23 protein-coding genes and 2 pseudogenes are annotated in these 25,192 nt (G+C 57.6%); 13 read left to right on the forward strand and 12 right to left on the reverse strand.

Features of this window, described 5'->3' with window-relative positions; all coding sequences use genetic code 11:
- The first annotated feature begins 107 nt into the window (after positions 1 to 107).
- On the forward strand, positions 108 to 1,361 hold the full coding sequence (locus IVB05_RS26930) for a site-specific integrase (RefSeq protein WP_247778995.1): 1,254 nt from the start codon (positions 108 to 110) through the stop codon (positions 1,359 to 1,361).
- A gap of 251 nt (positions 1,362 to 1,612) precedes the next feature.
- On the opposite strand, the gene IVB05_RS43565 is transcribed toward IVB05_RS26930, so the two are convergent.
- The 7 genes from IVB05_RS43565 to IVB05_RS26960 all read right to left on the reverse strand — a co-directional run bounded on the left by IVB05_RS43565 (position 1,613) and on the right by IVB05_RS26960 (position 7,652).
- Positions 1,613 to 1,741, reverse strand: coding sequence for a hypothetical protein (locus IVB05_RS43565; protein WP_256472539.1), 129 nt, complete (start codon positions 1,739 to 1,741; stop codon positions 1,613 to 1,615).
- Between the two features lie 587 nt (positions 1,742 to 2,328).
- The gene (locus IVB05_RS26935; RefSeq protein ID WP_247778996.1) at positions 2,329 to 3,639 is read right to left on the reverse strand and encodes a TRAP transporter large permease subunit; all 1,311 of its coding nucleotides are present in this window, start codon (positions 3,637 to 3,639) and stop codon (positions 2,329 to 2,331) included.
- Complete coding sequence (locus tag IVB05_RS26940) at positions 3,636 to 4,163, reverse strand: TRAP transporter small permease (RefSeq protein WP_247778997.1); 528 nt, start codon at positions 4,161 to 4,163, stop codon at positions 3,636 to 3,638. Before IVB05_RS26940 ends, IVB05_RS26935 begins: the two co-directional genes overlap by 4 nt.
- A gap of 36 nt (positions 4,164 to 4,199) precedes the next feature.
- Positions 4,200 to 5,165 carry a TRAP transporter substrate-binding protein DctP gene (gene dctP / locus IVB05_RS26945; RefSeq protein WP_247778998.1) on the reverse strand — a complete coding sequence of 322 codons (966 nt, stop codon included), beginning with the start codon at positions 5,163 to 5,165 and terminating at the stop codon, positions 4,200 to 4,202.
- Between the two features lie 108 nt (positions 5,166 to 5,273).
- Complete coding sequence (locus IVB05_RS26950) at positions 5,274 to 6,437, reverse strand: FAD-dependent monooxygenase (protein ID WP_247778999.1); 1,164 nt, start codon at positions 6,435 to 6,437, stop codon at positions 5,274 to 5,276.
- 7 nt (positions 6,438 to 6,444) lie between these two features.
- A complete protein-coding gene (locus IVB05_RS26955) occupies positions 6,445 to 6,876 on the reverse strand; it encodes a thioesterase family protein (RefSeq protein ID WP_247779000.1) in 432 nt (143 codons plus the stop codon).
- Positions 6,873 to 7,652 (reverse strand): fumarylacetoacetate hydrolase family protein, encoded by a 780-nt coding sequence (locus IVB05_RS26960; protein ID WP_247779001.1) that lies wholly within the window; start codon positions 7,650 to 7,652, stop codon positions 6,873 to 6,875. Before IVB05_RS26960 ends, IVB05_RS26955 begins: the two co-directional genes overlap by 4 nt.
- A gap of 207 nt (positions 7,653 to 7,859) precedes the next feature.
- Between IVB05_RS26960 and IVB05_RS26965 the strand changes: the two genes are divergently transcribed.
- From IVB05_RS26965 to IVB05_RS26985, 5 genes are all read left to right on the forward strand, one after another.
- Positions 7,860 to 9,080 (forward strand): ABC transporter substrate-binding protein, encoded by a 1,221-nt coding sequence (locus IVB05_RS26965; RefSeq protein ID WP_247779002.1) that lies wholly within the window; start codon positions 7,860 to 7,862, stop codon positions 9,078 to 9,080.
- Positions 9,077 to 10,735: an AMP-binding protein gene (locus IVB05_RS26970; protein WP_247779003.1), complete on the forward strand. Its 1,659-nt coding sequence runs from the start codon at positions 9,077 to 9,079 to the stop codon at positions 10,733 to 10,735. The genes IVB05_RS26965 and IVB05_RS26970 overlap by 4 nt, the downstream gene beginning before the upstream one ends.
- Positions 10,736 to 10,754: 19 nt before the next feature.
- The gene (gene gtdA / locus IVB05_RS26975) at positions 10,755 to 11,804 is read left to right on the forward strand and encodes a gentisate 1,2-dioxygenase (protein ID WP_247779004.1); all 1,050 of its coding nucleotides are present in this window, start codon (positions 10,755 to 10,757) and stop codon (positions 11,802 to 11,804) included.
- A 47-nt stretch (positions 11,805 to 11,851) separates the two neighbouring features.
- On the forward strand, positions 11,852 to 12,886 hold the full coding sequence (locus IVB05_RS26980; protein WP_247779005.1) for a uroporphyrinogen decarboxylase family protein: 1,035 nt from the start codon (positions 11,852 to 11,854) through the stop codon (positions 12,884 to 12,886).
- Between the two features lie 390 nt (positions 12,887 to 13,276).
- Positions 13,277 to 13,759 carry a MarR family transcriptional regulator gene (locus tag IVB05_RS26985; protein ID WP_247779006.1) on the forward strand — a complete coding sequence of 161 codons (483 nt, stop codon included), beginning with the start codon at positions 13,277 to 13,279 and terminating at the stop codon, positions 13,757 to 13,759.
- Positions 13,760 to 13,802: 43 nt separating this feature from the next.
- Here the strand turns inward: IVB05_RS26985 and IVB05_RS26990 are convergent, their stop codons facing one another.
- The gene (locus tag IVB05_RS26990; protein WP_346771783.1) at positions 13,803 to 17,345 is read right to left on the reverse strand and encodes an indolepyruvate ferredoxin oxidoreductase family protein; all 3,543 of its coding nucleotides are present in this window, start codon (positions 17,343 to 17,345) and stop codon (positions 13,803 to 13,805) included.
- A gap of 184 nt (positions 17,346 to 17,529) precedes the next feature.
- Between IVB05_RS26990 and IVB05_RS26995 the strand changes: the two genes are divergently transcribed.
- Positions 17,530 to 18,474 (forward strand): LysR family transcriptional regulator, encoded by a 945-nt coding sequence (locus tag IVB05_RS26995; protein ID WP_247779008.1) that lies wholly within the window; start codon positions 17,530 to 17,532, stop codon positions 18,472 to 18,474.
- 178 nt (positions 18,475 to 18,652) lie between these two features.
- On the opposite strand, the gene IVB05_RS27000 is transcribed toward IVB05_RS26995, so the two are convergent.
- The gene (locus tag IVB05_RS27000) at positions 18,653 to 18,898 is read right to left on the reverse strand and encodes a hypothetical protein (protein WP_247779009.1); all 246 of its coding nucleotides are present in this window, start codon (positions 18,896 to 18,898) and stop codon (positions 18,653 to 18,655) included.
- 88 nt (positions 18,899 to 18,986) lie between these two features.
- On the opposite strand from IVB05_RS27000, the pseudogene IVB05_RS27005 reads away from it, so the two are divergent.
- From IVB05_RS27005 to IVB05_RS27025, 5 genes and pseudogenes are all read left to right on the forward strand, one after another.
- Positions 18,987 to 19,088 (forward strand): annotated as a pseudogene (locus IVB05_RS27005) (methylmalonate-semialdehyde dehydrogenase (CoA acylating)); the annotation flags it as partial.
- Positions 19,089 to 19,111: 23 nt separating this feature from the next.
- On the forward strand, positions 19,112 to 19,786 hold the full coding sequence (locus tag IVB05_RS27010; protein ID WP_247779010.1) for a branched-chain amino acid ABC transporter permease: 675 nt from the start codon (positions 19,112 to 19,114) through the stop codon (positions 19,784 to 19,786).
- Between the two features lie 226 nt (positions 19,787 to 20,012).
- A pseudogene (locus IVB05_RS27015) lies at positions 20,013 to 20,294 on the forward strand (hypothetical protein); the annotation flags it as partial.
- 81 nt (positions 20,295 to 20,375) lie between these two features.
- Positions 20,376 to 20,942, forward strand: coding sequence for a hypothetical protein (locus IVB05_RS27020; protein ID WP_247786965.1), 567 nt, complete (start codon positions 20,376 to 20,378; stop codon positions 20,940 to 20,942).
- 243 nt (positions 20,943 to 21,185) lie between these two features.
- Positions 21,186 to 21,416, forward strand: coding sequence for a hypothetical protein (locus tag IVB05_RS27025; protein ID WP_247779011.1), 231 nt, complete (start codon positions 21,186 to 21,188; stop codon positions 21,414 to 21,416).
- A 35-nt stretch (positions 21,417 to 21,451) separates the two neighbouring features.
- Here IVB05_RS27025 and IVB05_RS27030 read toward each other — a convergent pair whose 3' ends face one another.
- Both IVB05_RS27030 and IVB05_RS27035 read right to left on the reverse strand, forming a co-directional pair.
- Positions 21,452 to 21,844, reverse strand: a complete 393-nt coding sequence (locus IVB05_RS27030; protein ID WP_247779012.1) for a tautomerase family protein — start codon at positions 21,842 to 21,844, stop codon at positions 21,452 to 21,454.
- A gap of 149 nt (positions 21,845 to 21,993) precedes the next feature.
- Positions 21,994 to 23,676, reverse strand: a complete 1,683-nt coding sequence (locus IVB05_RS27035) for a methyl-accepting chemotaxis protein (RefSeq protein WP_247779013.1) — start codon at positions 23,674 to 23,676, stop codon at positions 21,994 to 21,996.
- Positions 23,677 to 24,000: 324 nt separating this feature from the next.
- On the opposite strand from IVB05_RS27035, the gene IVB05_RS27040 reads away from it, so the two are divergent.
- Positions 24,001 to 24,864 carry a LysR family transcriptional regulator gene (locus IVB05_RS27040; protein ID WP_247779014.1) on the forward strand — a complete coding sequence of 288 codons (864 nt, stop codon included), beginning with the start codon at positions 24,001 to 24,003 and terminating at the stop codon, positions 24,862 to 24,864.
- A gap of 15 nt (positions 24,865 to 24,879) precedes the next feature.
- Here IVB05_RS27040 and IVB05_RS27045 read toward each other — a convergent pair whose 3' ends face one another.
- Positions 24,880 to 25,182 (reverse strand): phenylacetaldoxime dehydratase family protein, encoded by a 303-nt coding sequence (locus IVB05_RS27045; protein WP_247779015.1) that lies wholly within the window; start codon positions 25,180 to 25,182, stop codon positions 24,880 to 24,882.
- Between the last annotated feature and the right edge of the window lie 10 nt (positions 25,183 to 25,192).

A 25,192-nucleotide genomic window follows, 5' to 3' on the forward strand; every position in this document is an offset into this window, starting at 1 on the left:
ATGTATCCGTGACGGTCGTTCATCCAAAGTAGGTCGATTTTGGAACAACTGACCATCACGACCGAGCATCCGTGACGGTAAGTGGTAAGCGGAAGGGGAACGTTAAAGTGGCACTCAATTCGAACCAAGTTAAATCCCTGCAACCTGGCGTTCATGCGGACGGTGGGGGGCTTTATCTGGTGGTGCGCGAAAGCGGTGATCGGGTGTGGGCCTTCCGTTTCACCGACCTCGAGGGCAAGCGGGCGCAGATGGAGTTCGCCAGGGCTGGCGACCGCGACGGCGCAAGCGGTGACGTTCTGACCCTAAGCAGCGCGCGCGAGAAGGCCCGCGACTATAAGGTCGCATTGAAGCGCGAGGGCATCGATCCGCGCGTCAAGAAGCGGGTCACCGCTCAGGGTAGCAAGACGTTCAAGGAGTTTGCCGAGGAGCAGTATCCTGATTGGTGTCAAGGGTTGTCCGAAGAGGAGTTGAAGCAGTGGCAGCGCTCAATCCGGGACGTGCCCAGCCTGCACGACAAGAAGCTCCAGGAGATCACCACCGAGCACGTGCTGGAGGCGCTCAAGGCGATCTGGACCGTGAAACCGGTCACAGCGTCGCGGACTCGCCAGCGGATCGAGCGGTTGATGGACGCTGCCAAAGCGTTGAGATTGCGCATAGGCGAGAACCCGGCCGCATGGCGCGGCAACCTCAAACACCTGCTGCCGTCGCCCCGCAAGCTGAATCGCAAGAAGGGACATCGGTCCGCGCCATATACGAAGATGCCGGGAATGATGACAGGGCTGCGCTATGATCCCGGCAACGCCGCCCGCTGCACAGAAGTCGGCATCCTCACCGTGTCGCGGAGCCAAGAAATCCGGCTGATGGAGTGGACGGAGCTCGACTTCGAAGCAAGGACGTGGATGGTTCCGGCTGAGAAGATGAAGATTAAGGGCGAGCTAGAGCCGAAGCCGCATCTCGTCCCGTTGTCAGATCAGGCCATCGAGATCATCCAATCGATGCCGCGCACGGATAAGTACGTGTTCCCCTCCGACCACGCGGAGGAACATCAGCCGTTCCGGGCGAACGCGCTTGTTGGGGCCATCGAACGCACTGCCGTCAAATCCACCATGCATGGCTGCCGCACGAGCTTCCGAAATTGGGGCGCTGACAACAAGGAGCACAATTTCCGCCGCGAAGTGCTTGAGTTCTGCCTCTCGCACCGTGTCGGCGATGAGGCTGAACTGGCGTATTGGGACAGCGAGATGATCAAGCGACGCCGCGAGGTGCTGCAGGCGTGGGCTGACTTCATCAAGCCGCGCAAGAATACGTCGCGCGAGCAACGGCCCGAAAGAAAGCGGCAAAAGCTCAAGCTCGTCGCCTAACGAGCGCACCAAAATTGTAGTGAGCGAAGCGCGCTTCCGTCGCGATGTAATCAGGGACCGGCGGATCCTCGCCGTCGTCGGCTTCGTCTACGGATCACATGAGGACTTCTTCCCGTCTTGATCCCTCAAAGCGCGCGGCGTCCGCGCATCAGGTAAGAGCTTCGACCGGCTGCAAGTTGTGACTGTGTGATCGTCGTTTACCCTGTTCGAAGCGCGCAGTATCAATCTTGCAACTATGGTGTATTCTTAATCTATGCACGTCGATTGGCGACTTGCATCGAGCCAACTTTTGGGATCACGGAGGGCAACATGGCCAAGAAAGCGAAGAAGGCAAAGAAGGCAAAGAAGACAGCCAAGAAGAAAAAGAAGTAGCCGTTCAACGAAACCTCTCAGTTATCCGGATAGCATCTGAGGTCCGTTACGCCCTTTGCAGCCCGGACAGGCCGCAGCTTTCGCCGACAGAATATCCGCGCAACAAACGGTCAGGCCGGACCATTATGCAGATGGCTGCTGCATAACGGTCCGGCTTTTCTTTGGGCCTGCTATCAACGCGTCCGCGCCACGCGGAACCGTGTGGAGTATCCGCAATCTCATCGTCGCAACGGTTTCGCTGCTGGCTCTCTTCGGCATTGGCATCTCCGGATATGTCTTGCGTACCGCAAGCCTGGAGCGCGCAATGCTTCTGGCGCGGCCGCCGCCAACCAAACGGCGGACATGCTACCGGAAAGCGCTGGCCAGTGGGCCCGCGAACGCGGCGCGACTAACCTGGCGCTCAACGCCGCCCACCAAGGCAGCGACCAGCATATCCTACGATGCTGCCGCGATCATGCTCCAATGCGATCGAATGGCTCGGCCACACGATCGAATGGTTCGGCCCGAACGCCTTGGCGCTGCGGTAGCCGAAGGAAGACATCTTGAAACACCGGCACGAAATAGAGCTGCCGACGCCATCGTCGGACTTGGTTGGCTAGAAGGCCGTCATCCAGGTCGCCACTCCGGGCACAAAATAGACCAGCGCGAGAACTGCAATGCTGATGACAAGGTACGGCACGACCGCTTGGAATATTTGCCCCATGGTTACTTGAGGCGGCGTCACACCCTTCATCGTCATCAGCAACAGACCGTGGGGCGGCAGCAACATTCCGAGTTGCATGCAGATCAGGAACAGCACGCCAAACCATACCGGGTCGATAGCAAGCGAGTTCACCAGCGGCATGAAGATTGGAAGCGTGATCAGCATCATGCTAACTTGATCGATAAAGATGCCGAGCGCGATCAGGATCAACAGCATGACGATGACCAGGGCGTCGGCCGAAAGCCCGCTTTGCGTGATGATGTTGACGATTCCATTCGTGGCGCCCGAAAACGCCAATATCTGAGAGAAGGTCGTTGCTCCGATGATGATGAAGAGAATCATCCCGGAAATAAGAACCGTGCCATGCAGGGATTGCCACAGAACCTTCGGCGTCAACGCCCGGTAGGCCGCCGCGAGGACGATCGTCGCGAAAGCGCCGATCGCAGCAGACTCTGTCGGCGTTGCCCAGCCGGCCACCATCGCACCGACGACAAGCCCGAATATCGAAACCAGCGGAACCACGTAGAGTACGAGAGGACTGAACCTCGCCCACCCGTTGTATTCCTTGAAATCGCTATCCGGCGCCAATTCCGGCTTGGATAGCGTGCGCAGGATAATCCATCCCACGAAGAGAACGGAAAGAATGATGCCTGGCATAACTCCCCCGATGAGGAGTTTGGAGATCGAAATGCCGGAGAGACTCCCCAATAGAACAGCAAGGGCGCTGGGCGGAATAAGCATATCAACCGCACCGATAGCCATGATGGGCCCCGTTGCCATCGTGGGGTGATAGCCCCTCGACAGCATGATCGGAACCATCAGGCTACCGAGCATCGCTGTCGTTGCGATTGTCGACCCGGAAATCGCACTGAACACCGTTCCCGCCACGACCGCAACCACTGCGAGTCTGCCCGGAACGTGTTTGATGATCCTCTCAATTCCGTCGATGACCTTCACCGCCAAACCGGTGTGAAAAAGCACCTCTCCCATCAGGACAAAGAGGGGAATCGGCGTCAGAGAGAACGTGGTGATCGAGGAGACCGAGCTGCGCACGAGCTGGGACAGGCCGGCTTCACCGGCCATAAAAAGGTAAGCCCCGATCAGATTGATAACGAGAAACGCAAAGCCGACCGGCAATCCGGCGAACATCAGAACGGTTGATCCACCAAGCAGTAACCAGGCAGCAGCTTCCCAACTCATCATGACACGGACACCTGCTCGTTGCGCGGCTGCCGAGGTCCGCCAAGGAGGCTTCGCAGCCGGAAGATCGCTTCAACCGACAACAGCACAAACACACATGGCAACGGAGCCAGACTCCACCACTCCGGATAGACGACCGTTTTGATTAGCATTGCATTGCTGCCCGCACTTCGCCCGGTAACAATGAGGCCGTACCAGACCATCGCCACGCAACAAAACAGCATCGCGCAGGCTGCAACCAACTCCATCAGCCACCCGATCCGCGGCGGCACCATGTGGAGCAACAGATCGATCCGGATGTGACGACCGCTTCGCAACAGAAACGGCGCCGACAGCAAAGTCATCAGATAGATCGCGGACTCTGACAAGTCGCTGGCCAAAGCCAAACCCCGCGGCATCCCCGGCACGGCCAAGTTGCGAAGGAACACATCAACGCAAATGACCAACATCATCCCAAATAGCAGCGTACATGCCAAGGATACCAAAGCGAGGCAAAGCTTGCCAACCAACCGATCAAACACATCCATAAGGCATACTTCCGACACTATCGAACGTCGCAAATATCAACGATTTCCAAGCAATGCCTTCAGCTTTTCAGCGTGCACCGGGCTCGCCTTGATCGCAGCGGCCCAAGCGACGCTGTAGGCGGTGTCGACGAAGACTTTTGCTCTGTCGCCATCCAGCTTGATCGTTTGGATGCCCGCATCCGCCTGCCGCTTTTCCTCATCGACAGCGTACTGCTTCCAGAAGCCGTTGCCGGCCTCCAGCTCCAGCGCCAGGCTATTCAAGAAGTCACGCTGCTTCTCGTTGAGGCTCTTCCATTTGTCCAAATTGACGACGATGGAAACCTCCGCATCGTAAAAGCCCGGATCGACGCGAAATTTTGTGTGCTGCTGCCAGTTCAAGTCGAATAATCCACCGATCGGCCAACCATAACCATCAACAACCCCTCGCTCCAGGGCTGTATATACTTCGCCTGGAGCAGTCGTGACGACATTTGCATTGAGCGCCTGAAAAAACTCGCGGTAAACCGGCGTGATCCGGATCTTGAGGCCGGTAAGGTCCGGCTTGTCGATCTTTTTGTTGAGATAGAGATGGAACGGCTGGTTTTCGACCATCCGCGCCAGGTACTGCATGTTGCCTTTCTCGTTCCACACCTTGTTGATGTAGTCGAAGGCCCCGTTCCTTCTTTGCTCAGCGACAGTCTTTTCAGCGAGCTTCAACATGTCAGATTCGGGCATGACGTTGGTGTAAAAAGCCCCGGTCGACATGGCAATATCGACGACACCCGTCTTCACCGCGTTGCCTACTTCAAACGTGGGAATTGCACGGGGGCCTCCGATAAAATTTATCTGCAGGATCCCTTTGCCACGTTCGTTTACCGATTTTACCCACTTCAGAAGATGGGAAACGTAAAAACTGTTTTCCGGAAAGGCCGTAACGAGACGCAGTGTAACTTCCTGCGCCATCGCAGAAGCCTGGAAGAAGATGAGGCAAGCCACCACACCCAACAAACGCACGATCTTCATTTTTCACTCCCCATTTAATCTTTTCCAGGATCAGGTAACGCGAGCACCGAGACCTTGGTGTCTGTTCTGCGCTCAATGGACCAGTGTAACACATACAACCAGTGCGCCCTAGCTTCGAGAGATACCGCGCGCGCGCTCCCACTCGAGATATCGGCGAACGAAGTTCGGGGACGCGGACGCCATGCGATCCGGATCGACGCGTCCGGACCGGCTTATGTACTCGTGTGCAAACTCCAACGGCGGGAGCGTCATATTCTGATCGAAGGTTTCGTACCAATCGGCGCTCCTGGCTGCGGCATCGAGCAACTTTTGTACAATTGGCTTTCTCTGCGCTTCATACAGAGACAGCGCTGCCGAAATGTCTCCTTCGGTCGAGGCGATTGCGTTTACCAGCGCTTGAACGTCTTCCAGGGCAAGGCGGGTGCCCGAGCCGATCGAGTAATGAGCCGTTCGGAGGGCATCGCCGACTAGGACCATATTCTTGTAGGACCAGCGGGCGTTGGTAATCTTCGGAAACTGCCTCCAGATCGAACGGTTTGAAATGAGCTCAGCACCTTCGAGGACATCGGCGAACAGATTCTCGCAGAATGCCCGGGATTCCTCGACCGACAACTTCGCCAAACCGCAGCGTTCGAAATTCGCAGTAGTCGTCTCCACCAGGAAGGTGCTCTGGGTTGGTGAGTACCGGTAGTGGTGTGCGTTGAACGGACCGTTATCCGTCATCTTGAAAGTCTGGGTAAGTGCATCAAACGGACGCGAAGCGCCAAACCACGCGAACCAATTTGTAAGCCTCTCTATTTTGGCTCCGAACGCCGCTTCATGCGTGCTGCGCACAAGTGAATTTGCCCCGTCCGCACCCACGATGAGGTCGGCATCGCCAAAATCGGAAAGGTCTGTAATTGTTTTTCCAAAAGCGGGAGCTAGTCCAACCTCCCGAAGCTTCTCATTCAGGATGCGCAACAGAATGACCCGGCCGATCGCGGTAAAGCCGATCCCATCGATCCGAATGCGCTCGCCTCCTATCCTGATCTCGATATCCTTCCACGATTCGAGCCCGGTGGAGATTGCGCGCACTAGTTCCGGGTCGTCATCCGCCAGGAACTGGAGTCCTTGCGCCGACAGCACAACCCCAAAGCCGAACGTAACATCCGGGGGGTTCTGTTCGACCACAACAATATCGGCAGACGGCAGCAAACGCTTGAGCCTATAGGCAGCGTACAAACCAGCCGGCCCGGCGCCCAGGATTCGGATCTTTCGCGGACGCGATGGCATGGTGGACCTACTCCGTGCTCTCTGGCTCTTTTCGAGCGTTCAGGATTGCGAGCACCTCGGGCGGCATCGAACTCTTGCGCAGACCGTGTTCTCCGTGCACCGCCCAGACCCGCGTATCGAGCGCCTCGGCGAAGGAGCGCCCCTCCCCCAAAAAGAGGTGGCGAACCGTAAACGAAGTCGTGCCGACACGTTGAACCGAAATCTGGTGAGAAACCATCGCGTACAGCTCGGGCGCGTCCAGGAACCGCATGTTGAACTCCACACACGGGATGCCTTCGGTGCTGCCATCAGCCAGTTTGCGGTTTGGCATGTAACCATCCGAATGAAGCATCTCGTTCAGCCCATCGACCGCCCACCTGGCATAATTCGGAAAGAACACGATCCCCCCAGGATCGCACTCACTCCAGTTCAGCCGCCTGGAATAGGAGTAAGCGGTCAAACAAGCACCTCGCCGACCTGCATCTCCAACTTCCCAATCCGCTCGATTTCGGCGACCAGTCTGTCGCCGGGTGCGATGGGACCGACGCCTTCCGGTGTTCCAGTCATGATAACGTCGCCGGGATAGAGGGTGTAAAATGAAGACGCGTACTCGATGAGCCGCGCAACATCGAAGATCATCATGCGCGTATTCGACTTCTGCTTGATCTGGCCGTTGACGCTGATCGATAGCTCTAATGCGTCTGGGTTTGGCACCTCATCTGCGGTTACCAGCCATGGCCCGAGCACGCTGTAACTATCGGCCGACTTTCGGAAGCCGGGAAATTCCTTTCCACGGACGGTGATATCGAGGCCAATCGTGTATCCGAACACGTGCGCCAATGCATTCTGGCGCGACACGCGATTTGCCTTTTTGCCTATCACCACGGCGAGTTCGACTTCGTGGTCTGTTCGCCGGTCCGCAAATCTCGGATGAATGGTCTGCGAAGGTCCGATAAGCGAACTTCCCGCCTTCAGGAACAGCCCGTATTCATCCAGCGACGTGTAGGTCTTTCCTTGATTGATTTCACGATCTGCGTTGGCCTCGTCGATGTGAGCCTTGTAGTTGATCGGCGCCCCGATGATCTTGCCTGGATTGGCAACCGGGCTCTCCAACCTGACGTTCGATAACGGGATCAATGGCTGGCCGGAACGCACCTCGCTCTCCTTCAGCGAAGTCAACTGGGATACCACCCAATCGCCGGGCGGCAGGGGCCACTTCGGGCTCAGGTCCAGCATCTGCGAGATATCGGCAACGGAATTCCCCTCGACGACGCCGATGCGATCCGAGTTGAACCGGCAAATCCTCATGGCACTTCCTCCGCAGCAACATATTACTGCATTTGCATTTATTGCATATGCAGTATATCTTCAACCGCGAAACGTCAAGCTGCCGGGAGGTCCGTCATTCGAAATGGGCCGCGGCGAACGGGAGGAAGAAAACGGATGTTCAGACTGACAGTTCTGGCCCTATTGGGCTCAACCGTGGCGTGGTGTGGAACGGCAAACGCTGAGATTTCCGATGGAGTCGTGAAGATTGGCGTCCTGAATGACACGTCCGGTATATTCCAGGACACCAATGGTCCCGGATCCGTCGAGGCCGCCCGAATGGCAGCAGAGGATTTTGCCGGCGGCGGAAAAGGCATCAAAGTCGAAATCGTTCAGGCCGACCATCAGAACAAGGCGGATGTGGGAAGTGCCATCGCTCGGCGATGGCTGGACGTCGAGAAGGTTGATGCCATCGTAGACGTACCAAACTCTGCGGTCGGGCTTGCCCTGAACTCGCTTCTGCGCGGCACATCGATGACCCTGCTGGCGTCGAGCACTGCCAGTTCAGATCTTACCGGTAAGTATTGCTCGCCTAATACCGTTCAGTGGGTCAACGACACTTGGGCTACCGCCCACGCGACCGCGTCGGCCATGATGAAGCGCGGTGCCAAGAGCTGGTATTTTTTGACGGCGAACTTTGCTCTGGGGCAGGCCATCGAATCGGAAGCGACGTCATTTATCGTCGCACAGGGCGGTTCAGTGAACGGCTCGGCTCGCCATCCATTTGCGACCGCCGATTTCTCTTCGTTTCTTTTGAGCGCCCAAGGTTCCAAAGCCGACGTCATCGGGCTGGCCAACTCGGGAACGGATACAATCAATGCTTTGAAGCAGGCCGATGAATTCAATTTGCGCCAAGGCGGCCAATCGTTGGTTGCCTTTCTCATCTTCATCAACGATGTCCATTCGGTCGGCCTAAGAACCGCTAAGGGATTGCTGCTGACGGAATCCTATTATTGGGATATGAACGAGGACACGCGCGCTTTCGCAAAGCGCTTTGCAGCACGGATGGGTGGCAAGGTTCCCAGCGCAAACCAAGCTGGGGTTTATTCCTCTACCCTCGCCTATCTGCGGGCGGTGGCCGCGACCGGATCGGACAACGCCGGGCTCGCCGTGCCCGAGATGAAGAAGGGCCCAATCAAGGACCCACTGTTCGGCGGTCTGACGGTGCGTGCAGACGGGCGCGCCGTGCATCCGGTTTTTCTGTTTCAGGTAAAGGGTCCGGAGGAAAGCCGCTATCCATACGATTACTACAAGCTGATCGACACCATTCCTGCCGAACAAGCGTTCCGTCCCGTCTCGGAAGGAAATTGCCCGCTCGTTCAGGGAACGACAAAATGACTGGACCGCGCACTCCTCTTGAGGGCGTCGTATATACCGATCCGGCAACAGCGGCCCGATACCTCGAAGGCGGTGCCTGGATCGATCGAACGATCCATCAGCAACTGAAACTCTGTTGCGATCGACACAGCGACAAACCGGCCTTCATTTCTGACGATGTGATCCTGAGCTTCGGGGAACTCGATCGCCGTACTGACGCAGTTGCGGGCGCCCTCAAGCAGCATGGCCTGCAGGTGAACGACCGTGCTCTATTCCAGATGGGTACCACACTCGAGACGGTGGTTGCTTTCTTCGGATGCCTGAAAGCGGGCGTCATACCAGTCTGCACGATCCCGCAATATCGCGAGCTGGAGATGCACAAATTGGCGGATTTAACCCGCCCCTCGGCTTACTTTGTGCAAAAGGACGGCGGCTCTTTCGATCTAACTGCGTTTGCCAGGAAGGTCGCACGCGAAAAGTCGATCCAACACGTGTTTGCATTTGGCGATCCGTCAGAGCCCAGCATCATCGAGCTTGCTTCGCGGGCGACCAATACAGAAGCCCGCACGCCATCGCGGTCCTCGTCAAGTGAGGATGTCGCCGTCCTCCAGCTCTCTGGCGGATCGACGGGTGTCCCGAAGATAATTCCGCGCTTTCATGCGGAATATGCGGGTCACGTCCGGCAGTGGTGCGACAGGTATGCCATGAAATCGGGCGATGTCGGCATTTGGGCGCTTCCCCTTATGCACAATGCCGGAATGATGTTCGCCCTGGTGCGAACTGTCGTGTACGGCTGCACAACCGTACTGATGCCGCGCTGGGACCCCGAACGCTTTTTCGCCCTCATCGAGCGCTGGAACGTCAACCACGCCTTCACCATCGGTCCGCATGCTCCGGCCATCGCGTCTTTCAAGCAGATCGAGAGGTACGACCTCTCCTCCTTGCGCTTTTTCTTTACGCTGCAGGGGGCCGCACCTATTGAGCGAGCCACGGGCGTGCCCGCAACCAACATGTTCGGGATCACCGAGGGTCTCGTTTTGACAAGCGGGCCGGACGATCCTGCCGTAGCGCGACACGAGACGGTGGGAGCGCCTTGCTCGGAATTCGACGAGGTCAAGTTGCTGCACCTAGACTCCGAAGATGAGGTCGCCGAGGGCGAAACTGGCGAACTGTGCTTCAGAGGTCCCTCGTCGCTCCGAGGCTACTTTGCGGCGCCAGAACTTTCAGCCGAATGCTTGACCAGCAATGGATTTTTCCGATCCGCCGACCTAATGCGGCGTGTTCAAGTAAACGGTCGCTGGGCCTACGTGTTCGAAGGACGCACCCGCGACAACATCAATCGCGGCGGGGAGAAGTTCGGTACCGAAGACATCGAGCGTCTGATCGCACTTCACCCGGACATCGCAGATAGCAAGGTCGTTGCAATGCCAGACCCACTCTATGGCGAAAAGGCATGCGCTTTCATCATACCAAAACCAGGGCGTCTATTGCCTTCCATCGCCGAGCTCGGCTCATTCCTGATTGGAAAGGGACTGGCGAAATTCAAGCTCCCCGAGCGGATAGAGCGGACTGAAGCCTTTCCAACGACGAGGGTTGGGAAACTGGATCGCGCCGCGTTGCGCGCGATCATCGCGGACCGAATCGGAAGCGAGATTGAGTCAAACAAAGAACAATGATCCTCGTGAGAACCAAGTCATGAATGAACCACACGTCTTGAAGAACAGCGTCGACCGCAGTGCGTTCTACAAAGAACTCGATGCCCTTAACTTGGCTCCCTTGTGGGAGGTGTTGAAAGGCCTTGTCCCCGCCGATCCCCGGCCGACCGCGGCACCATACGCGTGGCAGTGGACGACCGTTCGACCGCAGCTCTTGGCAGCCGGCGGATCGATCAGCGCGGAAGAAGCTGAGCGTCGCGTGCTCGTGCTTGAAAATCCCAAGCTGCGAGGAAAATCGCAGATAACGGATACGCTTTACGCTGGCCTGCAACTCATCCTCCCCGGTGAAGTTGCGCCGGCGCATCGCCATACCCAATCAGCACTCCGCTTTGTTCTGGAAGGAAGCGGCGGCTACACCGCGGTCGCCGGCGAGAGAACTACCATGCACCGGGGGGACTTGATCCTCACGCCGTTCTGGACGTGGCACGATCACGGACACGACGGAACGGGTCCTGTGATTTGGATGGATTGCCTCGATGTGCCATTGGTTGGATTTCTCAAGACCGGCTTTAGAGAAGAGCACGCCGAGGCTGCTCAAGGGACGTCTCGGCCTGAAGGCTACTCGCAGGCAATGTACGGAAGCGGGCTACTCCCGGTTGGGCAAAGCTTCGGATCTCTCACATCTCCGGTGTTCAACTACCCCTATTCGCGAACACGAGAGGCGCTGCATCGTCTCGCCCGGACGAAAGAGATCGATCCCCACCTCGGCATCTGCTTGCGATACGTCAACCCCGCAAATGGCGATTGGGTGATGCCCACTCTCGGCCCCATTATGCGATTGCTCCCTAAAGGCTTCTCGACTTCGATGTATCGCTCAACGGACAGCGCCGTATTCGTGTTAGTGGAGGGCGAAGCCACCATTGAAGTTGAGGGGGCGACGCCGGTTAAGTTGAAGGAGAATGACGTATTCGCAATGCCTGGCTGGTGCGCGTATCGACTCCACGCTTCAACGGGCGAGTGCGTCTTCTTTTCATTTTCCGATCGTCCAGTTCACGAGAAACTTGGACTGTTCCGCGAGGAACGAAGGTGAACGAGAGTCGGTCAATAGCATCAACCGTTACGTGTGAGGATCAACCAATGCCGCTGCCTCTGTTGCCCACATCTCTGGTTGGCTCGTACGCACAGCCGGAATGGCTCATTGACCGCAAGAAACTGGCTGGACGGTTTCCGCCCCGTGTACGGGCAAGAGAATTGTGGCGCGTTGCGCCGGAGTTCCTGGAGTCCGCACAGAATGACGCAACGCTTCTCGCCATCCGCGACCAGGAATTGGCGGGACTGGACATCATTACCGATGGAGAAATCCGTCGGGAGAGCTACTCGAACCGCTTTGCGACCGCGCTCGATGGCGTAGACATCGACAACCCAGGCGTTGCCCTCGACCGTTCCGGGCATCCGAATCCGGTGCCGCGAGTGACAGGAAAGATCGCTCGTAGGCATCCAGTTGAGGTTGAAGATCTACGTTTTTTGCGCGCTCAGACTGATCGCACGATCAAGATTACCGTGCCGGGCCCGTTCACCATGTCGCAGCAAGCGCAAGATGACTTCTATAAGGATGAGGAGGCGCTTGCGTTAGATTATGCGGCGGCCGTCAACGAAGAGATCAAAGATCTGTTTGCCGCTGGCGCAGACATTGTGCAAATCGACGAGCCCTATATGCAGGCGCGGGCCGAGAAGGCCAAGCAATACGGCATCAAAGTGCTAAACCGCGCGCTTGATGGTGTTACGGGAACCACGGCGGTGCATATATGCTTTGGTTACGCTGCAATCATCCATGCGCGTCCAGAAGGATATTCCTTCCTGCCGGAGTTTGAGAACTCATCCGTGCATCAAGTATCCATTGAGACCGCCCAGTCGAATCTCGACTGCGCCATACTAGGCAAGTTGCCGCAAAAGACCATCATCCTCGGAGTGCTTGATCTTTCTGACATGACCGTTGAAAGTCCTGAGATGGTTGCCAATCGTATCCGGCGTGCCCTGAGGTATGTCGGTCCGGAGAGGATCGTTATCGCCCCTGACTGCGGATTGAAATACCTCCCTCGCGATGTTGCGTTTGGAAAAATGAAATCGATGGTGGAGGGGGCAACTTTGGTCAGGGCCGAGCTGGAAGATTGATTTTTCGTCGAGGAACGGCCATCGCGATTCTCTCCGCTCGGCAATTGCGCCATATGCAGCGGGGCGTCCATGCGCCCACCAGCAGTTCTAGCCGGCACCGAGGAACGGAAGAACCTTTCGCCTTCCGGAGCGCGCGTGTCAACTTTCCTAGTATGGCGCGATCGAGACTTCTTTGCCGTGCAAGGATGGTACTCCTACGGGATTCATGCAACCCGGTGCAATTGCATCCTGTCCTCATGTTCGGATCGACCTCTGCATGAAAAATTTAGACTGTTCAGCGAACAAAAGGCCTGAGCTTGGCGGGCAGCAAGTATTGGCGCTTGATCGCCCACTGCCCACCTTGCTTCGTCATGGCCACACGAATAGAGTGCGGTTTTTCAAAAGCCGGACATGAAAAAACTCAACTACTCGCTTGAACGGCGAATACCGTATCTGACGAATCGGCTGGCGTCGGCCATCAATGAGGTCTTTTCGCTGGATTTGGCCGAAGAGAAGCTCACCATCGCAAATTGGCGTGTGTTATCCATCCTGCACGATATCGGCGATCAGAAATTGATCGAGCTTTCGATGCACACCAGCATTGATGCTTCGACGCTGTCGCGTCTGACCGAAAGCATGCAACGGCGGCGCCTGATAGAGAAAAAGCGATCCAAGCTCAGCAAGCGGGAGATTACGGTGTCTCTGACGACCCGCGGGAAGGAGCTCGTTGAAGCGCTTACACCCAGGGCGCTCGAATATGAAAAGATCATCGTCCAGGGGTCATCCGAACAAGAAATCGAGACGATGCGCCAGACGCTCCGCGTAATGTATCAACGCATCATGGACTTCAGGTCCTCCGGGCTGCCTCGCGGAATTAAACGCCCGAAAGCTTGACTGCGAGCCCGACTGCCGAACCGCCAAGACAAGCCGTTCTCATTCATCGAGTGACTACCTGCTCCTTCCCGCCTCGATGCGCCGCGAGCGTACTGAGCAACTCGCGGCCTCTCGCCCTTGCGGTCGCCGCAGACTCTGACTTGATCCGCTCGTATCCTCTGATTTCGTTGGGCAACGACAAGATGTCCGCGGCAATCAACAGGTTTTCGGAATGCATTTTCGGTAGGACCTGATCGAGGAGGCCGAGGTACCAGTCGACGAGTTCGCGCTCTTCTCGGCGCGAAGGAAGTCGGCCGAATGGATCAAGCGGCGTGCCTCGCAGGAATTTCAGCCGCGCCAGAACGATCATGGCCCGCCTGAACCATGGGCCTAGCCTCATCTTGCGTCGAACTCCAGCTCGACGCGCGAGGGGCGGTTGGAGATTGTAATTGATGCGGACAGGGCCTGTGAACATGTCACGAAGACCGTCTTCGAATTTCGGTTGCGTGAGCAACCGGGCGACTTCGTATTCGTCCTTGTATGCCATCAGCCGGTGCAGATTGCGCGCCACCGTCCGTACGATCGACGCATCGAACGATCGTCCCATTGCTGCTCTTTCGGCATCCGCTACGCGGAGGATCGCGTTGGCATAGTTATTCGCATATTGGAGGCTTTGATAATTTGCCAAATCCGTGAATCGCTTTGAGATGAGATCGTTGGTGATGGGATCCAACCAAGGATTAGCATTGAGGATCGCATCCCACGCTTTCTTTGCTTGCCCGATCCTATTGTGGTGCATGTCGAGACGGTTTGACAGCACTGGTGGCCGCGGTCGCATGACTCTGGTTAGCGCGGCTAGATTGCACCGCCACAGCCGGCCGGCCCGGAATGCATGCAAGTTGGCCTTTGCTTGAGTCCGATTTAGTTCAATGGCTGCTTCGATCGACGCAGCAGAGATAGGCAACCATCCGGCCTGGTAAGCAGACCCGATCGCGACCATGTTCGTCATGAGGTGATCGCCAAACAACGACTCGGCGATCTGAAGGGCGTCGATGGTGATGGCGTCGGTTCCATTTGTCGCAGCAGCAATCGTGCCGCAAAGTTCGTCGACCGGCACCTGAATACGAACGTCTCGGATCATCTCGCCATTAGGAAGGACGCTTACATTCATGACGGACTTCGTCCGCCTCACATCGCAGCGAGCAAGGTTCGCTGGTTCGTTTGCAGCAAGAAGATCAAGCGCGAGGTAGAGATCGGCCTTTCCGCGTCCGACGGTATTGGTCAGCGGCACGACGCCTGATGGCGCGAGCACAAGACTCGACAACACCGGCCCCCACTTTTGGGCCGCGCCGGTCTGGTCGTAGGACTTAACTTCAAGGCCATCAAGGGCCGCCGCCTGCGCCAGAATCGCGCTGGCCGTTAGCACACCAGTACCACCAAGACCGGGGATGTAGATGTGGTAGGAATGTTCGAGGGAGACCATGGGAGGCTCAGTCAGCATTAAGGCATCAATCTCACACGACGATGGTTTCTTAAGAGCGACTCCCGGCTGGACTTCCACGGTAACAAAAGAGGGGCAATCACCATCAATGCACGCCTGGTCTTGATTGCAAGACGATTGGTGGATCTGGGTCTTGAGACCAAATTCTGTCTCGACCTTTTGCAGCGACATGCAGTTTGCCTTCACGCCGCAATCGCCGCAATTTTCGCAGACGTCCTCATTGACGAACGTGAAGCGAGATGGCGGAGGTAACAATCCCCTCTTCTGCCTTCGCCTGCGCTCGTTGGCGCACATGCCGTCGTAAACGACAATCGTTACGCCGGGAACGGCCGCTAGCTCCGCCATGGTGCTCTCGAGCTCCTCCAGCGGTCGTTTTAAGACAATCGGTGGAAACGACACGCCCTTGTATCTTTGTGGTTCCTTGCTGATAAGAACAATCTTCGCAACCTTCTCCAGCGCAAAGTGATTGAGCAGATCACTGACGGTCGTGACCGACACTGGATCCTGACCACCGGTGTTCGCGAGCACGCCATTAAGGAGTATCTTGAACGTGATGTTGACGCCTGTGGTTACGGCATATCGGATATTCTGGTAGCTGGAGTGAAACAGTGCGCCATCCCCGAGATTTTGCACGATGTGGGGCCGGCTGGTGTACGGAGCCAGTCCGATCCACGGAAGCCCTTCGCCGCCGAGCTGCGTGGTTGCTTCGACACGCTTCTGGGGCTTGTCCATTAGCGCCGCAAAAAGATGGCAACCTGGCGCTCCCCACGCGATCTGACCGGGGGCGAGAAGTGTCGACGCATTATGAGGACAGCCCGAACAATAGTTCGGGGTGCGCTTCGTTCGGATCTCGGGAGCGGCTGGCAGGGAGGTTTCCGCAAATCCAACTATCTGTTGCCCAAAACCGGGTATCACTCGGGCCAACCGCTCGGCTATCAGATCGCTGTTCAGCCCGCCTTGCACCGGAAACAGAATATCTCCATTCTCATCATGCTTGCCGAGGACCCGCACGACCGTCGAGCCGATCGCGGCGGCAGCGACTTGCCGCTCGAGAAAATCGCGCTTTTCCTCCACGACGATAATTGTTGCTAGTCCCTCGGCAAATTGCCGGATGAAGTCGCGATCGAGGGGACAAAGCAGGCCGACCTTGCCGAGCCGAACGCCCGCCCCGGCCGGGTCTTCCTTGATGCCGAGATCTTCGAGGGCCTGCATAGTATCTGCCCAGCTTTTCCCGGCGCTGAGGATGCCGATGCGGTCACGTGGCCCGCTTGCCACAATCTTGTTGAGCGCGTTTGCTCGCCCATAGGCCAGGACAGCCGCATGCCTTTCCTCATATAGCTTCCGTTCTGTTTCGACATTCACCACGGGAAAGAACCTGTGGTTTGCCACTTTCGAAAACGGCTTGCCCGAGATCTGCAACTCTGGCTTCGCGACAGGAATGCCGTTCCGCTTGACTCTCACCACCTCTCCGCCGTCGCATAATGTCCCAACAAGCTTTAGTGCCACCCAGCATCCGCTGAACCGCGACAGGGCCGCAGCATGAAGCCCCAGATCCAGAAATTCCTGGATATTTGCGGGATAGAGCACCGGGATGCCGTGGTGCTCGAAAGCGAATTCCTGCTGATAGGGAACTGTCGAGCTCTTTGCCTCGTGGTCCTCGCCGCTCAGAAGCACCACGGCGCCATGCTGGCTCGTCCCGGCAAAGTTGCCATGCTTGAGTGCGTCGCCGGCCCGATCCAATCCCGGGCCCTTGCCATACCAATAGCCAACGACACCATCGACATCGGGATGGGGATGCTCGTCCAGCATCTGCGTACCCATCAGCGACGAGGCGGCAAACTCCTCATTTTGTGCAGGCAGATGCGTTATTCCGTGCGCATCAAGATGATTCTTCGCCTGTTGCAGTGCCAGGTCAATGCTCCCCAGCGGGGAGCCGGGATAGCCGGTCACGAACGCACGAGTTCGCAACCCTGCAGCGCGGTCGGCCCGCATCTGCTCAATCAACATTCTGATCAGCGCCTGATTGCCCGTCAGGAACTGCCGACCCTCGTCGAGCGCATAGCGATCGTCCAACGACGGTCCCGTGCCTTGCTGCACCCGGTCCACGGAAATCCACCCTTTATACCGGCAAGCATCGCGGGGATGCAGGCCTCATTACTCTTCTGAGTTCTAGGATGGCTTGAGCGATATATTTGCGCAATAAACCATCGCTTATCATTGGTATTTGAATTTCAAATAATGGTACAGCTGAGCTGAACTCGAACGGTCACTCAGCAATGGTTGGGACCACATGCCGATAGATCAGCCTTTCGATCTCAACTTGTTGCGATTGCTCGTTGTCCTGCATCGAACCCGGAGCGTGTCGAAAGCGGCGGAGCAACTCGATTTGAGTCAACCAGCGACCAGCCTAGCGCTCGCGCGACTTCGCAAGGCAGTGGGCGATGCCCTCTTCGTGCGTACTTCCGCGGGCATGCTGCCAACGTCGCGTTGCACAGAACTCGTAACCTCTGCCGAAGGTGCCGTGGGGAAGATCGATGCCACGATCATGCGACGGTCTGCTTTTGACCCCGCAACGGCGCGCCACGAATTTGTAGTGACCATGCCCGACGTCGGTGAAATTCACTTCTTGCCGCGGTTGACAGCGTACCTTTCGCAGCATGCGCCATCCTGCAACTTGCGTTGCGAGCAGATCGTCAATGAGCACATGGAAGCCACTTTGACCGCTGGCGATGTCCACCTGGCGTTGGGGTATTTCCCGAACCTAGAGGGCCAAAACGTGCTTAGGCAGCGCCTGTTCATGCACTCGCTTGTCTGTTTGGTGCGGGCCGATCATCCGGTAGTGAGATCAAAGAGCGTTCCTCTCGCTACTTTCCTGGAGTTGCCTCACGCCGTTGTACACTCCATCGGTCGCAGTAACGAACTTTTCGAAACGCTGCTTAAGAAGCAGGGACTGCGCAGAAGGATTCAACTGCTTTCGTCACACTTTCTTTCGGTGCCCGCGATTATAGCAAGAACTGATCTCATCGTCACGGTTCCTCGCTCCATCGCCGATTACTACGCCAGGCTGGAGAACCTCAGGATTGTCGAGCCTCCGATCAATATCAAGCCCTACCCAATCCACCAATTTTGGCATGCTAGATTTCACGACGATCCCGCACTCAAGTGGTTGCGCGAAACGACTGCGGCTCTCTTTACCGAACCATCGGCCCGAAGGGCACGGGCTAGGCCAGCCTAAAGTACAACCTGGATGACCTGGCCGGAGGAGGTAATAACCGACGCCATGATCGCCTTGACGTTTGGGCGCCACGCGCCATCCGCCGCGCGTGCAACGCGATCTGCCACAACGTCCTCGGTGCAAGGCCGCTCCGCGCGAAACCGCGTGAACGGCCCGATATCAGGCGAAGCGCAGCCGATCAGTCTGCTATTTCAATCGCGAATCCACCGCGATGAAGTCGAGGAAGGTGCGCAAGGAAGTAGTTGCCGAGGCCATCGGGCGCACCGACCCGCACTGTGCTCGTGATTGCCTCCGTCGCGCCTGCAATGCTTGATCCGACCTTCAGAAATTCGCTCTCTTCGCGCTCAGCCGCAGCGACTAACGCTTCCCCTGCCCCGGTCAGCGTGCAGCCCGACGTGTGTCGTTCGAGCAGCTTGGAGTTCAAGCTCCGTTCCAAGGCGGTGAGCTGGCGGGCCACCTGGCACGGTTCAACTTCAGGTGTTTCGACGCCTTCAGAATCTGGCCAGCGCGCGCCAGAGGGCGTTCGTTTCTACACCAAGCTCAAGGCTATCACTACCCGTTGGCCGAGCGGCATCCGCGCCGGAGCCGAGTTCGTAATGCTAACGATGAGCTGATCTGTTGAATGGGAAGGCCGCAGATGTTCCTGGTCATCGCCATCGCTGTCGACATGTTTCTACTTCGCCGGTTGTTCAAGAGGGGGGCACGCGAAGAATCGTTCCTGCTGCTGACCATCGGATTGGGCTTCACGCTTTCGGCGGCCGTTCTCTATGTCTTCGGCCGCGAGGAACACCTGCTGCCGGCCTTCGGCGATGAAGTTTACGGACTGTTCGACGCTGCGATCCGCGAGCAGGCGGTCTGGCTGATGGGTATCTCAGCTCTGATGCTGATTGCGCTGCGTTTATTTTACAAGTTCACCGATTTCGGCCTGGCGATGATGGCCGCGTCGATTGACCCCGACGGCGCCGCCACCACAGGCATCAATGTCCAGTTGATGCGATCGGCGACCTTTGCACTGGGAGGATTGATGGCTGCCGTCGCGGGCCTTCTCGTCACCCCGTTGATTGGAGTGAGTTATCAGATGGGGCCTGCGCTAACCTTGAAGGGCTTCGCGGCAGCAGTACTCGGGGGCCTTACCAATCCGCTGGGCGCGCTCGTCGGCGGCCTGACAATCGGGATCCTTGAATCTCTCTCGATTGTCTTTGTCTCGTCGGGGCTAAAGGACGCGATCGCGCTGTCGGCACTGATCGTCATCATGATCCTGGCGCCCGACGGCACCTCGGTAAATCCGGGCGCAAGGGAGGGTGACCGATGAAATTCGCGGGATATGGAGTTCTGCTCGTCGCCTGGATCGCCACACCATTCCTGATCGAGCGGCACGCCGTCGATCTCCTGGTATTTTGCGGGCTGTACGCGATCGCTGGTGCTGGTGTCGGCTTCCTGCTTGGCCAGGGCGGCATCGTTAACCTGGGTCAGGCCGCGTTTTACGGGCTTGCTGCATATAGCAGCGCATTTTGCTCGACCCGTCTCGGGCTGCCGGCTCCAAGATCCCGTTCGTATCAGGCTATGGCGCGACGGAGACGGCGCCGGCCGCGACCTACGTATTCTGGCCTACGGATCGGGTGGGCATGAGCTGCGTCATCGACGGCGGCATGGCAGCCAACGACAAAGTGTTGCACGCGCTGCCGCTCTATCACTGCGCCCAGCTCGACGTGTTCCTGGGCCCGCAGATCTATCTTGGGTCCTCCGGTGTGATCACGGGCAGGCCCACGGCCGACAATGTTCTTGCGCTAATCCAGGCCCACCGCATCACATCGTTCTATGGCGAAGAGATCTTGACCCATGAGAAGCACCTGACACCGCAGACGCCCGGTTGGGTCGGCACCGTGATGAAGAGCTACGCTATGGACGCCGTCCATAGCTTTCCGGGACACGCCCAGTTCGCCCTCGAATTGATACGTGGCCTCATTGAAGCGGATGTGGACGTCGGAGCCGCCGCGAAGGTAGAAGATCCGCAAACGGCAGGCTTTGGCCACGCATACGGCTTTGTCATCGAACGCCTGTTCCGGGCGCGCGCCATCCCTGTTGTTCCGGTGCTCCTCAACACTTATTACCCGCCGAACGCGCCAACGGCGCGTCGCTGCTATGACATCGGGCTCAAGCTCGCGCGCATCATCGAAGCATCACCACGCAAACTTCGCGTTGCGGTAGCAGCAAGCGGCGGTCTGAGCCATTTCGTCGTCGACGAGCAACTCGACCGCAAAGTGCTCAACGCCATTCGATGCAAGCATCCGCAAGTCTTGCGTGGCCTGACACGCGGCGAACTGAATTCGGGTTCCTCCGAAATTCTCAACTGGGTCATGACAGCAGCCATGTCCGAACACCTGACCAACGACTGGTCGGAATATTACCCGGCTTACCGCACGCCAGCAGGAACCGGGACGGGCATTGGATTTGCGACTTGGTCGTGATGGATGCCAGTTGCGAGAGACCTTGGCATTCGGGGCCGGTTTTGCCCGATGATGTCCGGCGGCTGGACGGTCTTCGAGCAACAGTTCTTCGCGTCCCGAAGAGCGACGGTCGGAGCGCGGCCTCAACGACCGTTCCCACCCGCTCCGAAGCATTGATCTCGTTTTGCGACTCGTTTCGCAGCAGGAACCGACGTAATCGCGGTCAAGCTCGACAACAACCGCACAAGGGGATATCCACAGCAATTGAAGTACCAGTTCAACGCCATGTTAATGGACCAGAATTGGTGGAACTGTTTACGTCATCGCAATCGCCTGCGTCGCCCGTACATCATCAGAGCGCCGCGTGAGAGATCCATCGGCAAGCATTTGTTCGATCAAGTGGTCGCCGGCCTTCATGGCTTCGCGCCGGGCGAGCGCCATGATAAGGCCAGCGAGGTGCTCGGCACGTTCGGAACCGTCGTTCTGAGTGACTAGCTTACCACCGACGATGAGGGAAACTCGCGCGAGACCTAGTGCAACTCGCCAGTGAGGAATTGGGCCCTTCCCATGCCGAATGACCAATCTTCGTCCGCATTGATCACGAAATTTATGACGAGATCATTTGGCGCTATTCCGCACGATGACGACAGCCTCTCGGCGAGGACGCGATAGAACTCCAGCTTCGACCCCTTGTCGCGTGGGCGACTGGTCAACTGCAGTATGACCAATTTATCGGTCCGATCGATAGCAAGGCCTGTGTCAAGCGCGATGATGCTGGATCGTGGGTGCTGATGCACCACCTGATAGCGATCGCGCGCCGGCACGTGGAGCGTCTCTACCAGGACTTCGTGAGTAACATCCAGAAGCCGTCGGATCTCCGCATCACTTCTTCCCTCGATCAAATCGAACCGCAAAAATGGCACGGCGATGCTTCTCACTCATAGCGGGCAACCAAGGCTAACAGAGCAACTAAAAGCTGCAACACTCCTTGTAAGGTTTCTCAGCATCGGGTGAAATCATGAATTCAGATGACGGCCATCTGCCCTTAAGATGAATGACGAAGCACTCCAACTCACGCGGCGCGAACGCTCGCCAGGAAACGATCGACATCCGCTCTCAGCAAAGTGGACTGTTGGCTCAGCCCACCTGCAGCCGCAAGCACATCAGCTGCAGCCACCCCGGTTTGGCCAGACGCCTCGCTCACTCCTACGATGTTGCGCGACACCTCTTCCGTGCCTTGCGCGACCTGCTGGATGCTACGTGCGATCTCGCGCGTCGCGACCCCCTGCTGCTCCACGGCAGATGCAATCGCAATTGCGATTTCGTTGATCGAGGATATCGTGCCGCTCACTCCGTCGATGGCCTGGACAGCCTCACTCATGGCTCCCTGCATGCCGTTGACTTGGGTGGAGATCTCCTCCGTTGCACGTGCGGTCTGGCCCGCGAGCGACTTCACTTCGCTTGCGACGACGGCAAACCCCCTTCCCGCCTCGCCGGCACGCGCGGCCTCAATTGTCGCATTCAGTGCCAGCAGGTTCGTCTGGCTCGCGATCGCGGTTATCAACTGAACCACGTCTCCGATCTTTGATGTCGCGGCTACAAGCCCTTGAATGGTAATATTGGTCCGTTGCGCTTCTTCAACTGCGCCGCCGGCGACCTTGGTCGAACGCGCCACCTGATTTCCTATCTCGGCGATCGAGGCCGACAGCTGCTCAGTAGCCGAGGCGACCGATTGCACGCTTGAGCTGGCCTCTTCTGCAGCAGTCGCCACCACTCCGGACTGGCGGCTGGCCGATTTCGCGGTCTCCGACATACCTTGGGAAGTCGTCCTCATTGCGGAAGCCGACTGAGAGAGGGCATCGAGTGACGTGCTCACACCCTGCTCGAATTCGTCAGCCAGCTTGCCCAAGAGGCCCCTCTTTTCCGTCTCGGCCATCAACTTCATCTCGTCCTGTTCTTGGCGAAGGCGAGCGCTCTCTATCATGGCGTCCTGAAACACTTTGACGGTCTTCGCCATCTCTCCGACTTCATCCGCACGCGAAAGCGCAGGAATCTCCGATCTTGTATCGCCGCTCGCGAGCCTTCGCATCGCCCCAGTGAGACTGGCGATCGGCCGCGTGATACTGCGGCTGAGGAAAATCGACGTGGCCACGACAAGAGCAAGGGCTAAAACGATGAGAAGGCCAATGCGCTTCGCTTCTGCCATGAATATCGTGTCTACGTCATCCAGATAGATGCCACCCGCGACTGCCCAGTCATAGGTCTTGAATCCGACAACATAGGCGATCTTAGGAAGTGGCTCGCCGATGCCGGCACGGGGAAAGCTAAACGCGACAAAGCCGGATCCGCCTGACTTCACAAGGTCGACTTGCAGCCGGGAGAAAAAGACGCCGTTGGTATCCGCGGTGTCCTTCATGCTCTTGTTCTGAAACTTGGGATTGGGATGCGCGACCAGCACGGATTCCATGTCGAGGGCATAGAAATAGTCGTCCTTGCCGAAGCGCAATGATTGAAGCAGTTGCTTGCTCCTTTCCAAGGCCTGCGCATCGGAGAGGCCTGCCGCTCTCGATGCCTTGTAGTCCAATTCAAGCGCCTGCTGCGCCAGGAGGACGAGCTGCTGAAGCTTGTCTTTTCGGTCCTCAAGCAAGCTGCTTTTGAGGGCCGACAAGCCGACGCCCGCCACGGATGCAATACCCAGAACAGAGAGAACCACCATCAACATGAGCCTGGAAGAAATCTTGAGCTTGGCGAGCATGAAAAATCCTCAACACGTTGAGTCCGACCATCACTCTGTCTCATTTACCGCGCATTGATAAAAAATGCCTTTAGCGCGCAGGGGTCGCCCAGACATCAGCGACAGTCGAACACGGCACAGTGATACGAATATTTGCAGGCCCTGTTGTGATTACTCCGGTCCGCGGCGAAACATTACCAATTCAGATGACGGTCATCTCTTCTCTAGATGACCATCGCGCTCATGGTTAGCTAATGTGTCGTTCCGCGCGGTCCAAATTGTTCGTTAGGATGACCGGAACCTCTTTCGAACTGTTGCTGCTGCTGACTTCAAGAGTGGACTGGCATGTATCTCTCCGATCTCAAAGTGTTCGAGGCGGTTCTGCGCCTGGGAAGCATGAGCCGAGCGGCATCCGAATTGGGTACTGCTCAATCCAATGTCACAACTCGTATCCAGGTGCTGGAGGGCAAGCTGGGCATTTCACTCTTCGAGCGCCACGCACGGGGCGTAGCGCCGACCCCGGCAGCCCGCAGGGTGCTCCCCTACGTCGCGAGGCTGGCAAAGCTTGCTGCAGATGCGCGAGCTGCTGCACGGGATGATGGAGTGCCGAATGGCACGCTGCTCATCGGAAGCCTCGAGACGACCACCGCGTCGCGACTGTCTCCTCTTCTGCCAAGGTTTGCCAAGGCCTGCCCCAACGTCCGGCTCGCGATTACGACCGGAACCACCACACGCCTATTGAATGAAGTCATCGAATATCGTCTCGATGGCGCTTTTGTCGCCGGCCCCGTCGATCACCCTGACCTGCATCAACGGCCTTTCGTCCGTGAAGAGCTCGTGCTCGTAACGACCCCTTCGATCCGGACAAAGGACCTGACTTCCATCGAGGGCTTGAAGATGATCGTTTTTCAGATCGGCTGCTCGTACCGCCAGCGTCTGGAGACAATGCTGATAGAAATGGGGATCACACTCTCCGAGCCGCAAGAGCTTGGCTCTCTCGACGCCATCATCAGTTGCGTCTCAGCCGGGCTCGGCGTCACCTTGATGCCGAGAGGTGTCATCGCTACTGCCGTCCGGGATGGCAGGGTCGCTGCGCATGCGTTGCCGCTTTCCCGGGCTGCCGTTGAGACGGTGTTCGTCTGGCGAAAAGATGTCTATATCTCGAGCGCGATGACAGCCCTGTTCGATCTGATCGAGTCGCGACCGTGACCCGGGCCGTCCAGCCTAGGACCGCCGCTCGCCTTCGAAGTAGTTCACCAGGCCTGTGCCCGGCGCGTAGTTGACATACTCGAAAAGCTGGTTTTGGTCCGGCAGCACGAACACTTCACGCCAGGTTCTGAGCTGGTTCTTCTTGCCGAACTTGCGGTAGCGGGCCATTGCGGCGCGGAAGATCGCGCCGTGCGACGGATGATGCTCGGCCCAATTTTTCATGTGGCCAAGCGACAGAAGGTATCCGAGCCCATGAGTATCCATCCCGGGCAGGCGATCTTCGCAAACGGGCGTGCGCAACGGCACGAGCAGGTGCACCGGGGTCGAT

The organism is Bradyrhizobium sp. 170 (genome assembly GCF_023101085.1).
GTDB lineage: Bacteria > Pseudomonadota > Alphaproteobacteria > Rhizobiales > Xanthobacteraceae > Bradyrhizobium.